Here is a 13,721-nt window from a genome sequence, read left to right on the forward strand (position 1 = left end):
AGCACTGTCGTACAAAAATCTCTATTTAGACATTGGGTATGAGGAAAAACAAATGGAATGAATGAGTTCATTTTCCAGTTTTCTGTAATGATCATGTAATGGTCATATTTTTATAATGGTATGGAAAACATGGCGAAATGAGGTGAGTCATGGAATACAACTCTTTTACAAGCTCACTAGCATTGCATAAATAGTGTATTGTACATGTTTGACTCCTTTATGTTGGATTTGGACAGGAAACCAACTGTTCATCCATTGTAATGGATTTTTTATTGCCTAAATACGATGTAATCTAATTTATTTCAATTTTCAAATTACTTACAATTTTCGAAAAGTGGTTTTTTTAAAAAAAGGAGGAATAATCAATGAATTGGAAAAAAATATTTGGAGCTGCATCGTTAAGTTTCATCGTCATGTTCACTACGGCGATGCCTATGCAAGCAGATGATATAGGAAGTGCAGGTCCACAAGGTTTAGAAGAGGCGATGAACAACACAGCAGCTAACACGCTCATCATGGACACGTATGCGATGACGTTAATTAAACAGCCTAATTTCACGCTTACAGAAATTGAAAACTCAGATAAAGTAGAGTTGAATAAAAGTTTAGCACAACATTTGAACCTTGCTCGAGGTCATGCGAACGAGTGGTTGGATGATATTAAACCTCATTTAGTAAAAACCAATCAAAATATTATCGGATACAATACAAAGTATCAAAGTTACTTCGGTACGATTAAACAGAGTTTGGATAGTGGCGACTCCGAGACGGCGGCTTTAGGGTTAACCTTGCTACGAGGGGATGTAGTAGAGAATAAGGAAGAAGTAGAAGATGTTATCACCATATTAAAAAATTTCAGAAAAGATTTATCTACTGACTCACAAAACTTTTCTCAGGATGCTGCTCAGATTACGGCTATATTAAGTGGAGATGATGCTTTAATTTCCACCATTGAAAATGAGATTAATGCGGTAAATTCTGCTATTGATAAAGATATTGGCATCATTGCAGGAGGTGCACTAAGTCAATTGGTTGGAGTAGGCATTATTACAGCTGGAGTATTAAGTATTTGGGCTGGCGGTGCAGGAGCCAAATTAATTGTTGGCGGAACGGTGATCTTTGGAGCGGCAACGACTGCAGTAGTCTTAGCACAGAAAGACTTGGAGGAGAAAAAAGAGGCTTTGAAAAATTTAACGCAACATTTGACGGGTTTAAGAGCAGAGGTTGCTGCGTTAACCCTTACGGAAAACCAAGTTAGAGATTTGAAAGATCAAATTGACGGTGCCATCACTGCTTTAGAGACATTAAAGTTACAATGGACTGTTATGGATACAAAATATGCGACTTTAATTGATCATGTAGAAGATATTGAACCAGGTGGCGGTATATTCGTCATTGCGGATCTAGAAACAGCGAAAGCTAGCTGGCAAGATATTAGTGACCTTGCTCAAACTTTATATTTCGATATTGGATATGCGGAAGAAGAAATTTAAAAATATATTTTCTAATGAATGAGTTCATTTTCCAGTTTTCTGTAATGATCATGTAATGGTCATATTTTTATAATGGTGTTGAAAACATGGCGAAATGAGGTGAGTCATGGAATACAACTTCTCTTACAAACTGATTAGATGAAAAGAAATGACAGACATTAATGGAGGTTTTGTTACATGATATGGAAAAAGGGAATAGGAATTAGTCTACTTATACTCGCTGTTGTCATTTATAGTATTGTACCTGCACAGCATGTGTCGGCAGATGTAAATGAGGCAAATAAGTTATTTTCAAGTGAACTTACGACAGAATTGGAAGCAATGGGAACACAGCTCATATTGATGAAAACATACGCTTTAAGTTTGTTAAAACAACATAACATTGAGTTGGAACAAATACCTACGCTTGCATCGCACCAGACTACAGCTAGGAATAATGCTGTGTTTTGGCTAGATAACATTCAACCTATAATAATTCAGAATAATGAAAATATTGTTAGCTTTAGCAATAAATTTGATAACTATTTTCCTATTTTGTTGGAATTAGCTTCAACAGTAAGTAGCAGCGAGCAGGATAAAGCAAACTTTGTGTTAGGCATGAATGAATTAAAAGAAGAAATTGATGAGAATTATGAACAATTACACCGATTACGTGATAACTTCCAGCAATATAGCAACGCGCTTCAATTAGATCATGCAAATTTTAAATCTGATTCAGAAGAAGCAGAGCAGTTACTGAATGATGAAGAAGGAACAATTCAAGCACTTCAAGATCAAATTGAGTCTATAAACAACGATTTACAAACCAACTTTGAGGTGATTGCAGGCGGTGCTGTCTCTGTGGTAAGTGGAGTTGCGTTGGTTGTAGTCGGTACTAGTTTGTTTCTTGCAGGTGGCAATCCCTCCTCTCCCGCTATCATTATAGGTGGAGTCACAGCGATAGCTGGTGGAAGTATAGCGATTGGGTATGCAACGGACCAAGTGATACAGTTGAAGAACGAGTTAAAAGACGCAACGGTAGCATTAACATCTGCTGAGTACAATGCGGCATCACTAGCCCTACTTCAAGCCCAGGTAGATAATTTTGTTTATGGTACTGATGATGCCATTACAGCACTAAATGGTTTGGAACAAACGTGGTTACAAGTGAGTAATGGATTTGCACAGTTTATTGATGACGTGAACAACGGTGTAGATGTCGATAGTCAATTTTTAAAGGAACAGTTAACGGAAGCAAAACAAAACTGGGATGATTTAGCGGAAAAAGCAAATCACATCACTAGCTTTGGACAAATGAACTACGAAGAAGATAATGAGTAAACTTCTTCATAAAATGGTTTTAAAAAAAAGGAGGAATAATCAATGAATTGGAAAAAAATATTAGGAGCTGCATCGTTAAGTTTCATTGTCATGTTCACTACGGCGATGCCTATGCACGCAGATGATATAGGAAGTGCAGGACCACAAAATTTAGAAGAAGCAATGAATAGCACTGCAGCTAACACGCTCATCATGGATACGTATGCAATGACATTAATTAAACAGCCTAATTTTGCTCTGTCAGAAATTGAAAGCTCAGATAAAGTGGACTTGAATAAAAGTCTAGCACAACATTTGAACCTTGCTCGAGGTCATGCCAACGAGTGGTTGGATGATATTAAACCGCATTTAGTGCAAACGAACCAAAATATTATTGGATACAATACAAAGTATCAAAATTACTTCGGTACGATTAAACAAAGATTGGAAACTGGAGATTCCCAGACGGCGGCTTTAGGGTTAACCTTGCTACGAGGTGATGTAGTAGAGAATAAGGAAGAAGTAGAAGATGTTATCACCATATTAAAAAATTTCAGACAAGAATTATCCACTGACTCTCAAAACTTCTCTCAGGATGCTGCTCAGATTACGGCTATATTAAGTGGAGACGATGCTTTAATTACCTCCATTGAAAATGAGATTAATGCGGTTAATCAAGCCATTGATAGAGATATTGGCATCATTGCAGGTGGTGCCGTAGGTCAACTGGTTGGCGTAGCGATTATTACAGCTGGAGTGTTAAGTATTTGGGCTGGCGGTGCCGGAGCCAAATTAATTGTTGGAGGAACGGTTATCTTAGGAGGGGCAACCACTGCAGTAGCCTTAGCAGCGCAAGACTTGGAGGAGAAAAAAGACGCTTTGAAAAATTTAACGCAACAATTGACAGGTTTAAGAGCAGAGGTTGCTGCGTTAACCCTTACGGAAAACCAAGTTAGAGATTTGAAAGATCAAATTGACGGTGCCATCACTGCTTTAGAGACATTAAAGTTACAATGGACTGTTATGGATACAAAATATGCGACTTTAATTGATCATGTAGAAGATATTGAACCAGGTGGCGGTATATTCGTCATTGCGGATCTAGAAACAGCGAAAGATAGCTGGCAAGATATTAGTGACCTTGCTCAAACTTTATATTTAGATATTGGATATGCGGAAGAAGATATTTAAAAATATAGAGATAGAAAGGGAAGTGAATGAGATGAGATCTACGTTCATGATTATTTTTAGCATACTGTTATTACTGAATCTATTCGCACATCCACTCCATAGCTTTGCTGAGGAAGCAACTTCAGTGGATGAAACAGATTACTTTACACCATCGGAAAACATAGAACAGATTATGGTTGATACGGCTTCTCATCTCATTCATATGGATATGTTGTCATCAGATATCCAGCAGCAATACGATGTGATGAGTGCAGGAGAACATACCCTTAAACAAAGTATGGCTACAACAGCATTTCCATCTTCTCTGTTTAAAATTGCAACGGTGCATATGAGCAAGTGGTCCAATGATGTAAGACCAATGGTGAAAAGCACGAATCAACAAATTATTCAATATGGAGCAACCTTTCTTGATCATTACAATGCATTAGTTACGTTTGCAAACGATGATGATTTGGAAAGTGTACAAAACGAATTAAACATCTTGAAAAGCGAAATTGGGATACAAAAAAATAGTGTGGAACAATTAATTACATCATTTAGTGATTATCGAAATGATTTGTCTAGCGATGTACGGCAATTTAAAAAAGAATCAGACGCTATCCTCCTTCAATTGGAAGGCGAGAACGCCATCATCCAGACGTTGAATAAAGAGATATCTAATTTGAAAAAATCTATAGAAAAGAACAAAGCGATTATTTCTGTTGGCGCGATTGGTGGCATATTTGGATTACCCGCAGTCATTACAGCTTCTATTAATCTGAAGAAGGATAAAGAAAAGTTAAGTCAGAAGCAAGCAGAACTTAATGCAGCCATGGCACAAGTGGGCGCGCTAAAGTTGATGGATAGTGTCGTTCATTCATTTTTAACATCAGTCGAAAGTGTTTTGGAATCCCTGCAGCAACTGAATACAGAATGGCTATTCATGGACGCTAAATTTGTTACCTTGTTTGACAGTTTAGCAGATATTCAAGAACTTGGACTCATCTTCATTATACCAAATCTCAATACAGCCAAAGATAGTTGGGAAGACATTGTTTCTTACGCCGAGATATTGAATTAAAAACAATAATAATCATACTACCTATCATCAGAAATTTTTATCACCAAGAACCCTTTTTAATTATTTTTTATATATAGGCGCATATAGTTTAGAAGATGCATACGTTATATTAGCCTATTATGAATTGAAAGAAAAGGAGCAGTGTGATGAAGGAGAATAATAAAAAAGTTTCCCCGGATGAGTCAAATAATGCGAGAAATGGCAATGATGCAGATGATATGTATGATTTGAATGCTATGAATGCAGCAAATGCCAACATGTATACATCGCTAACCGCAAACCCAAATATGGTATCGCCAGCAGGTGTGATGCCAAACGCGCCGAATATGGTGTCACCAGCTGGCATGATGCCGAACGCGCCGAATATGGTATCCCCAGCTGGCATGATGCCGAACGCGCCGAATATGGTATCCCCTTTTGGTATGATGCCAAACGCCCCAAATATGGTATCCCCTTTTGGTATGATGCCAAATGAGCCGAATATGGTATCCCCTCTTGGCATGATGCCAAATGAGCCGAATATGGTATCCCCTCTTGGCATGATGCCAAATGCACCAAATATGGTATCGCCAGCAGGCATGATGCCGAATGAGCCCAATATGGTGTCCCCTTTTGGCATGATGCCAAATGCACCAAATATGGTATCGCCAGCAGGCATGATGCCAAATGAGCCAAATATGGTATCGCCAGCAGGCATGATGCCGAATGAGCCCAATATGGTGTCCCCTTTTGGCATGATGCCAAATGCACCAAATATGGTATCGCCAGCAGGCATGATGCCAAATGAGCCAAATATGGTATCGCCAGCAGGCATGATGCCAAATGAGCCAAATATGGTATCGCCAGCAGGCATGATGCCAAATGAGCCAAATATGGTATCGCCAGCAGGCATGATGCCAAATGCACCGAATATGGTATCGCCAGCGGGCATGATGCCGAATGCACCGAATATGGTATCGCCAGCAGGCATGATGCCGAATGAGCCAAATATGGTATCGCCAGCAGGCATGATGCCGAATGAGCCGAATATGGTATCGCCAGCGGGCATGATGCCGAATGCACCGAATATGGTATCGCCATTTGGAGGTATGCCAAACCAAGCACCGAACATGGTATCCCCATTTGGCATGATGCCGAACCAAGCACCGAACATGGTATCGCCATTTGGCATGATGCCGAACCAAGCACCAAATATGGTGTCTCCGCTATCAGCAGATCAACATAGTAATATGCCTCATGCTAGTTTACCGATGATACTAGACCAAGTTAGCCCGTGGGTAGAGTATGGCATGAAGGAAGCTAAAAAAACGAGTTATAAACATGCTATGACTGAAGTAGGTATTATTTCTTATTTATTAGGAATGGGATATGATCCCAAAACAGCGTATAATTTAGCGGAACAGTTTGAAACCAATGAAACATACAAATAGTCAAAATGTGAACAAAAAAGAAGACAGGTAGTGAGTCATCAACAACTGCCTGTCTTTTTCCCATTTACCTGCTTTTTGCGGATCGAAAAGGGGTACTGATTGGGAAAAATAAATCCAATAAACCGATAACAAGTGCTGCTAAAAGCGCACCTATAATCGTAACATCTACATTGCCGACAAAAAATTGTGACACCCATATGACTGCCGCACTAATAATAAATCCGACAATTCCTCTTCCGAAAGGAGTAATTCTACGCCCGCCTTGTAAAGATTCCACTCCCCAACCAATCAGTGCGATAACGACAGCAAAAAACAATGCACTAAAGAATCCACCGATCGAAAACTGAGGAACAATCCAACTGACAAACAATAAGACAATAGCGGAAACAATAAAGCGAAAAATATGTCTAACAATTCCCATGCACTCACCTCCTTATATAAAAACTTATTACCACTATCCAGATGGAGAAATATTGACATTCACCTTTATCCCCTTGCTACTGAGATGTAAACTTATTTCGTATTAATTCTCTACCTTGTTTATTTCTGTATTCATTTATACTTTGTTAATTAAGCAGATAATATGTAATAATGAATGAAAAATGACTTGTGCACGTTCATTCCACTAAAAAAATTAGCTTATTACAACTCAATTGGATATAATATAGGCAGCAAGGAGGGATTCGGTTTGGACAACAAAGTATTAAGGAAATTAGAGTATCATAAAATAATGGACAAGCTTGCACAACAAGCATCCACTTTCCTTGGAAAGCAAAGGGTTGCAGCGCTCATGCCCTTGTCTCATATAGATGAAGTGAATCATCGATTACAGGCAACAGAAGAAGCAAGCCAAGTCATTCGCTTAAAAGGACATCCACCATTTAGCAACATAGAAGATATCGTGCCAGCTTTGAAACGAGCAAAGATTGGCGGCATGTTAAATCCCAAAGAACTTATTCATATTGCGAATGTAATTTATGCTGGAAAACGACTAGTGAAATTTTTGAACGCAGTGGAAGAAAAAGAACTGCCTATTTTAGAGCATTTATGGACACAGATGCAAGACTTGCAACATGTGGAGCAAGCCATAACGCAATGTATTAATGAGAGTGGGGAAATCGTCGATCATGCGACGTCAGCACTTGCTCAAATTAGAAGAGAACTGCGTCTTGGTGAATCCAGAGTGCGTGATAAATTAATGCAGATGATTAAATCGCCCAATACGTTAAAGAAATTACAGGATGGTATTTTAACGATTCGTAATGAACGTTATGTTATTCCTGTGAAACAAGAGTATCGGTCTCATTTTGGTGGTATTATTCATGATCAATCTTCTTCAGGAGCCACATTATATATTGAGCCAGAAGTTATCGTGAATATGAATAATAAATTGAAAGAATGGAAGTTGAAAGAGGAAAGAGAGATTGAAAAAATCTTAATTCAACTTTCCCATCTTATTGAAGAGGAACAAGACAATCTTCACATAAATTTAGATATGATCGGGCACATTGATTTTATTTTTGCCAAAGCCAAATTATCCAATACGCTGCAAGCTACGTTGCCGAAAGTAAATGATCAAGGATATCTGAAGTTAAAACAAGCTCGCCATCCGCTTATCCGTATAGAAGATGTCGTACCATGCAGCATCGAGCTTGGTGGCACGTACACATCGATGCTTATTACAGGACCGAACACAGGTGGTAAAACCGTCACGTTAAAAACGGTAGGCCTGTTATCTCTGATGGCGATGTCAGGATTATTTATTCCTGTGGAAGATGGTAGTGAAATCAGTGTATTTGAAGGTGTTTATGCCGATATTGGTGATGAGCAAAGTATTGAACAAAATTTAAGTACATTCTCCAGTCATTTAACGAACATCATTCACATTTTAGAGAGAATGACACCAAATAGTTTGATTCTACTAGATGAAGTAGGAGCGGGAACCGACCCTACAGAAGGTGCAGCGTTGGCAATTTCCATTATTGAGCACATTTATAAGCGGCAGTGTCGCCTCATTGCTACAACGCATTACAGCGAGCTAAAAGCATATGCCTATGATAGAGAAGGCATTATCAATGCGAGCATGGAATTTGATGTGGACACGCTGAGTCCTACTTACCGCTTATTAATTGGTATTCCTGGACGTAGTAACGCTTTTAATATCGCACAAAGGTTAGGTTTATCGCAGGACATTATTTTGGATGCGAAAAGTAAAGTAAACCATGCAGATCAAAAAGTGGATACGATGATCGCTAACTTAGAAGAAAATCGGGTTACCGCTGAAGCAGAAAGAAAAGAAGCAGAGCAAATCAGAACGGAGCTTCAGCAACTGCGTCACGAATTGGAACGTGAAAAAGAAAGCCAAGCACAAATGCGAGCAAAAGTGATGAACAAAGCACAAGATGAAGCAGCACACCTAGTAAAAAAAGCGCAAAAAGAAGCTGAAAGCATCATTCAAGACCTTCGTAAACTTGCACTGGAAGAACAGACGAGTATGAAGGAACACAAATTAATACAAGCGAAGAAAAAGCTAGAAGAAGCCATTCCGGAAAAAGAAGCCGCACCAAAACCGAAAAAGAAAAACAACCAAAAGGTCAATATCGAAGCTGGAGACGAAGTGTTTGTAGAACAGTTTAATCAAAAAGGGTTCGTGATAGATGTTATTAATGAAAAAGAACTCACCGTCCAGCTTGGCATTATGAAAATGAAAGTACGCAAAGACGGAGTAGAGCTTATACAGAAGAAAAAACAAGAACAATCCACTGCAAGCCGCTCTGCTATATTAAAACGTGCTGCTGATGACCCTGTACAAATGGAACTTGATTTAAGAGGTAAAAATGTGGAAGAAGCATATATTGAATTAGATCGTTTCATTGATGAGTGTGTGCTTTCAAACTTAAATCAAATGCACATTATTCACGGAAAAGGCACGGGAGTGCTACGGAATGGAATTCAACAGTACTTAAGAAAGCACAAATATGTGAAGAGTCTTCGCCTAGGTGAATATGGCGAGGGAGGTTCAGGTGTTACCGTTGCTCAATTGAAATAGATAAAGTAACGCATCTGTATATTTTGGTTAAAGAGAGGTGTGTAGAAGTGATGGGTGATCGTGTCATAAATGAACAAATAGACAAGCTACTTACCAACCCTTATTTCGAGACACTAGCAGTCTTTTCTGTATCTATTTTAGCGCTTGTTATTTTTATATCTTTTTTTGAATTAGTGACACGGTATAAAGATTGGGAGCAAATAAAGCAAGGAAATGTTGCAGTTTCCATGGCTATAGTAGGAAAAATCATTGGTATTTGTATTATTTTTCGATTTGCTCTCATTCAAAAACCAGAATCTATTTATCATGAGCTTATATGGGGTTCTTTCGGTTTTTTACTGCTTCTCATTGCTTATTATATTTTTGAGTTTTTAACACCAGTATTTAAGGTAGATAAAGAACTAGAGAAAGGGAACAAAGCTGTAGGGTTAATTGCCATGTTGCTTTCCGTATCCCTATCTTTAGTTATAGGTGCAAGTATTCCTTAATTATTCATCGTTGATGTTCATGTTGTTGATATCATGTTGTTGATATAGAAAGGGGTAATACGCGTGAAATATTTATGGGGATCTTTATTATGTTGTGCTGCTATTTTTTTTATTGTAGGTGTTTTTTATTTAATGTAAGTGATGGAATATAAAAAATGATAAACCAAATTGAAAAATAAATTGGAGAAATACAAGAAGGAGAATATATAAATGCAAACAGTGTGCCAGTGGTGCCAAACAGAAATCATGATGGATGAGAAAAATCCGGAAACGACTTGTCCACATTGCGAAAACGAACTCGGTGATTATAAAAGTATGCAAATTCCAATGGAGATGGAAGAAGAGGATGCTACGGAACAAGAAAACACCGTCGAGAATCATGAAGAAAGTGAAGAAGAAGATCTATTTTTCTTAGAAGAAGATTTTATGAGTGAGAATGATGAGGAAGAACTAGAAGTATATGAAACGTATGTAGATCAAAGCTTGCAGCAAACAGAAGGATACGCACTATGTAAAGACTGCGAGGAGCAAATGATCTTTACTGGCCAACAAAAAGTAACAGCGGACACTTTCCAAAGCAATGAACAGCTGCAAACGCCTTTTCTCGTTGCTCCATACCATATGGATGTATTTTTATGTCCTCACTGTTTTCAACAGAAAACGTACTTATCTACGGAAGATCGTGCTGACTTAATGCAGCGGCTGAAACAAAAAGGATAAAGTATTTAAGTTTTATATACATGATAATACTCCAGTAAATGATCATTGCTATATAATTTCGTTTTTTGGGGAAGCTAAACCTTGTGTTACAAAGAGAGTAGCAAAGGTGTGCATTTCTTCATGGATAAATCTGCAAAAAAGTTACATCATGCAAATGAATTCGGCAAACAAGCCATACTTTTACTCATCGTGCAAGGGCTGCATGCAGCAGCTACAGCACTCTCTTCTACGTTCGTGAATGTGTACTTATGGAAAATTTCCAACAACTACATTACTATAGCCTCTTTTGCGTTGTCGCATCAAATTGCAGGGGCACTAACCTTTTTTCTAGCTGGGAAATGGGTGAAGGAATATAACAAAATGAATAGTCTCCGCCTAGGTGTCGTATTGTCGGGGGCTTTTTATTTACTCATTTTGCTGTTGCAAGAGAAGGCGATTCATTACGTGTTGTTACTTGGTGCATTGCAAGGGATAGCGGCAGGTTTTTTCTGGCTCGCATTCAATGTCGTTTATTTTGAAATAACGGATAGAGATAATCGAGATAAGTTCAACGGCTGGGCAGGGCTGCTTAGCTCATTAGCCGGCATGCTTGCACCTTGGATATCGGGTATTATCATTACGCAAATGAAGGATGAAGTGGGATATATGTTTATATTTGCTGTGTCGTTAGGTATTTTCTTTGTTGCCGCGGTCATTAGTTTTTTCCTTACCAAACGAGAAGTGCAGGACCATTATGAATGGTTTCATGGGTTTAGACAGTTGGGGGAAAAAGGGAACGTTTGGCGAAAAGTAATGCCAGCATTAACCGCTCAAGGTTTTAGAGAAGGTGTATTTGCTTTTCTCATTGCGCTATTAGTGTTTAAGGCGACCAGTAGTGAACTAAGACTCGGTAACTTCTCCCTCGTTACTTCTGGTGTTGCCCTCGTCAGTTATTGGGTAGCAGGTAAAATTTTAAAGCCTTCAAACCGTAGTTTGTTGATGCTGCTAGGGACGATTGCATTAATCGCTTTTATTTTACCGTTATTTATCGCACTGTCTTATCCTATCATTCTCATTTTTGGCATTGGTACCGCCGTATTTTTACCTTACTTTGTCGTTCCGATGACCTCATCTGTCTTTGATATCATTGGGAAGACGCAGGAAAGCGCGCAGCATCGTGTAGAATACGTCGTATTGCGAGAAACAGGATTAAATCTTGGAAGAATATTAGGCACTGTATTATTTATCATCGTGCTGGCTATTTTTGGACAAAACAACGCATTGATTATGACCGTGCTTATTTTAATTATTGGTAGTACGCCACTCGTGGCTTGGATGTTTATGAGAAATTTGTTGGATCAACATGAGCGAAATGTGAAGCCATTTAAACCATACGAAGGAAGAAGCCAGAAATAAGTACCACCCAAAGCAAAATGAGATAAATAATAAAAAAGGAACCAAATGATTTGGTTCCTTCACATCTTCCTTAACTCTGGTTAGCCGATAATAATGTCCTCTTTTGGGTAATGGTATGTTTCTTTCTTTTTCTTCGTACGGAACAAATAAAGTAAAGAGAAGATTCCTATTCGACCCATAAACATCAACAGCATAATAATCAACTTCCCAATATTGGACAGGTCAGGCGTTATGCCCATCGACAGACCACATGTTCCAAATGCAGAAGCGATTTCAAATATAATCGCATTAATTGATTTGTCTGGTTCTACTGCCTGCAAGACGATTAAACTGGTGATGACTAACATGATTCCACCTGTAATAATGACGAAACTTTTGATCATGTCACTTTGTTTTATCGATCTGCGAAATACCCTTACTTCTGTTCTCCCAACAGCATACGTCATAAACGTTAATAAAATAATGGCGAATGTCGTTGTTCGTATTCCACCACCTACACTAGATGGACTTGCTCCAATAAACATCAGTACAGACATAAATATTTGAGTAGCTGACGAATACTCACTAACATCCATTGTGGATAGTCCACCACTCCTTGCGGTTACTGAATTGAACAAGGAATAAAACAATTTTTCGTGCCAAGCCATGTTAGCGTAATATAAGCTATTTTCTAATATAAAGATGCCAACCGTACCGATCACTAATAAAATAAAAAAGGTAAACGTCGTTAATTTCGTAAACAATGTGAAACGGAAATTGCTATGTTTACCGAATAAATATTCTCTCACTTCAATTAATACAGGGAATCCAATTGCCCCAATAATAATAAGTAACATCGTCAATAGCTGTACGATATAGTCATGCGAAAAATCTTGTAATGAGTTTCCGAAAATATCGAAACCAGCATTCGTATAAGAAGATATGGAATGGAATAACCCATAATACAGTGCCGTTAATACGTTGTCAAAATACCCTCTAATATAGAAATATAGACCGAACAATACGGTACTGATGAGTACAAAAATAAGAGAAAGAAAAATCACTAATCGCATAAGCTGGACTAAACCAGATAATTGATTTCTATTTTGATCAATCATAATCAGCTGGCGATAAGACAAACTAATGTTTCTGCCAAGTAATAAATATAAAAAAGTACCTAGCGTAATAATGCCAATTCCGCCTAACAAGAACAAAATCAGCATAATGATTTCACCAAATGTGGTGAAGGTGTCTTTCACATTGACCACCGTTAACCCCGTGACACTCACACTGCTTGTCGCTGTAAATAAAGAATCAATATAAGATAATTCCTGACCTTCTTCTAAACTGATAGGAAGCATTAAAATTACAGAAGCAATAAGAATTGCAGCTAAATACCCTAAAATAATGTATTGAGTTGGAGTTAGCTGTTTCGGTTTCTTCCACCGCATGTTGTTTCATTCCGCCTTTAAAAAAAATTTCTTCATCTTAGATAGCATAGATACATGATTAACATATCATACCTCATTTCAAATTATTTTTCTAATAAAAAATAAGTCTTTAATCATTATAAACCTTACATCATCGCAATACTGCTGCTTATACATAAAAATATGG

12 protein-coding genes are annotated in these 13,721 nt (G+C 38.1%); 9 read left to right on the plus strand and 3 right to left on the minus strand.

Features of this window, described 5'->3' with window-relative positions:
- The first annotated feature begins 365 nt into the window (after window positions 1–365).
- The 4 genes from D1Z92_RS06495 to D1Z92_RS06510 all read left to right on the plus strand — a co-directional run bounded on the left by D1Z92_RS06495 (window position 366) and on the right by D1Z92_RS06510 (window position 5,043).
- Entirely contained in the window at window positions 366–1,493 is a 1,128-nt protein-coding gene (locus tag D1Z92_RS06495; RefSeq protein WP_128894855.1) for a ClyA family alpha-helical pore-forming toxin, read from the plus strand.
- Between the two features lie 177 nt (window positions 1,494–1,670).
- Complete coding sequence (locus D1Z92_RS06500; RefSeq protein ID WP_128894856.1) at window positions 1,671–2,813, plus strand: HBL/NHE enterotoxin family protein; 1,143 nt, start codon at window positions 1,671–1,673, stop codon at window positions 2,811–2,813.
- A gap of 42 nt (window positions 2,814–2,855) precedes the next feature.
- Complete coding sequence (locus D1Z92_RS06505; protein WP_128894857.1) at window positions 2,856–3,983, plus strand: ClyA family alpha-helical pore-forming toxin; 1,128 nt, start codon at window positions 2,856–2,858, stop codon at window positions 3,981–3,983.
- 31 nt (window positions 3,984–4,014) lie between these two features.
- Window positions 4,015–5,043: an HBL/NHE enterotoxin family protein gene (locus D1Z92_RS06510; RefSeq protein ID WP_164931482.1), complete on the plus strand. Its 1,029-nt coding sequence runs from the start codon at window positions 4,015–4,017 to the stop codon at window positions 5,041–5,043.
- Between the two features lie 109 nt (window positions 5,044–5,152).
- Here the strand turns inward: D1Z92_RS06510 and D1Z92_RS06515 are convergent, their stop codons facing one another.
- Complete coding sequence (locus tag D1Z92_RS06515; RefSeq protein WP_128894859.1) at window positions 5,153–6,154, minus strand: hypothetical protein; 1,002 nt, start codon at window positions 6,152–6,154, stop codon at window positions 5,153–5,155.
- On the opposite strand from D1Z92_RS06515, the gene D1Z92_RS06520 reads away from it, so the two are divergent.
- Window positions 6,132–6,473: a hypothetical protein gene (locus D1Z92_RS06520; RefSeq protein ID WP_128894860.1), complete on the plus strand. Its 342-nt coding sequence runs from the start codon at window positions 6,132–6,134 to the stop codon at window positions 6,471–6,473. The two genes, D1Z92_RS06515 and D1Z92_RS06520, sit on opposite strands and share 23 nt — an antisense overlap.
- Window positions 6,474–6,537: 64 nt before the next feature.
- On the opposite strand, the gene D1Z92_RS06525 is transcribed toward D1Z92_RS06520, so the two are convergent.
- Entirely contained in the window at window positions 6,538–6,894 is a 357-nt protein-coding gene (locus D1Z92_RS06525; RefSeq protein ID WP_128894861.1) for a phage holin family protein, read from the minus strand.
- 267 nt (window positions 6,895–7,161) lie between these two features.
- On the opposite strand from D1Z92_RS06525, the gene D1Z92_RS06530 reads away from it, so the two are divergent.
- From D1Z92_RS06530 to D1Z92_RS06545, 4 genes are all read left to right on the plus strand, one after another.
- Window positions 7,162–9,522: an endonuclease MutS2 gene (locus D1Z92_RS06530; protein WP_128894862.1), complete on the plus strand. Its 2,361-nt coding sequence runs from the start codon at window positions 7,162–7,164 to the stop codon at window positions 9,520–9,522.
- 65 nt (window positions 9,523–9,587) lie between these two features.
- Complete coding sequence (locus tag D1Z92_RS06535; RefSeq protein WP_128894950.1) at window positions 9,588–10,010, plus strand: DUF350 domain-containing protein; 423 nt, start codon at window positions 9,588–9,590, stop codon at window positions 10,008–10,010.
- A gap of 210 nt (window positions 10,011–10,220) precedes the next feature.
- Window positions 10,221–10,730 carry a hypothetical protein gene (locus D1Z92_RS06540; RefSeq protein WP_128894863.1) on the plus strand — a complete coding sequence of 170 codons (510 nt, stop codon included), beginning with the start codon at window positions 10,221–10,223 and terminating at the stop codon, window positions 10,728–10,730.
- Between the two features lie 120 nt (window positions 10,731–10,850).
- Window positions 10,851–12,125, plus strand: a complete 1,275-nt coding sequence (locus D1Z92_RS06545) for an MFS transporter (protein WP_128894864.1) — start codon at window positions 10,851–10,853, stop codon at window positions 12,123–12,125.
- A gap of 80 nt (window positions 12,126–12,205) precedes the next feature.
- Here D1Z92_RS06545 and D1Z92_RS06550 read toward each other — a convergent pair whose 3' ends face one another.
- Window positions 12,206–13,555: a TrkH family potassium uptake protein gene (locus tag D1Z92_RS06550; RefSeq protein ID WP_128894865.1), complete on the minus strand. Its 1,350-nt coding sequence runs from the start codon at window positions 13,553–13,555 to the stop codon at window positions 12,206–12,208.
- Window positions 13,556–13,721 lie beyond the last annotated feature (166 nt).

The sequence above is a fragment of the Longirhabdus pacifica genome (assembly GCF_004115085.1).
Lineage (GTDB): Bacteria > Bacillota > Bacilli > Paenibacillales > DSM-105158 > Longirhabdus > Longirhabdus pacifica.

Bases quoted from the DNA above. Each gene is read 5' to 3' on its own strand.
- D1Z92_RS06500 (WP_128894856.1), top strand. From the start codon at position 1,671: ATGATATGGAAAAAGGGAATAGGAATTAGTCTACTTATACTCGCTGTT.
- D1Z92_RS06540 (WP_128894863.1), top strand. From the start codon at position 10,221: ATGCAAACAGTGTGCCAGTGGTGCCAAACAGAAATCATGATGGATGAG.
- D1Z92_RS06525 (WP_128894861.1), bottom strand. From the start codon at position 6,894: ATGGGAATTGTTAGACATATTTTTCGCTTTATTGTTTCCGCTATTGTC.
- D1Z92_RS06510 (WP_164931482.1), top strand. From the start codon at position 4,015: ATGAGATCTACGTTCATGATTATTTTTAGCATACTGTTATTACTGAAT.
- D1Z92_RS06505 (WP_128894857.1), top strand. From the start codon at position 2,856: ATGAATTGGAAAAAAATATTAGGAGCTGCATCGTTAAGTTTCATTGTC.
- D1Z92_RS06550 (WP_128894865.1), bottom strand. From the start codon at position 13,555: ATGCGGTGGAAGAAACCGAAACAGCTAACTCCAACTCAATACATTATT.
- D1Z92_RS06520 (WP_128894860.1), top strand. From the start codon at position 6,132: ATGCCAAACCAAGCACCGAACATGGTATCCCCATTTGGCATGATGCCG.
- D1Z92_RS06545 (WP_128894864.1), top strand. From the start codon at position 10,851: ATGGATAAATCTGCAAAAAAGTTACATCATGCAAATGAATTCGGCAAA.
- D1Z92_RS06515 (WP_128894859.1), bottom strand. From the start codon at position 6,154: ATGTTCGGTGCTTGGTTTGGCATACCTCCAAATGGCGATACCATATTC.
- D1Z92_RS06495 (WP_128894855.1), top strand. From the start codon at position 366: ATGAATTGGAAAAAAATATTTGGAGCTGCATCGTTAAGTTTCATCGTC.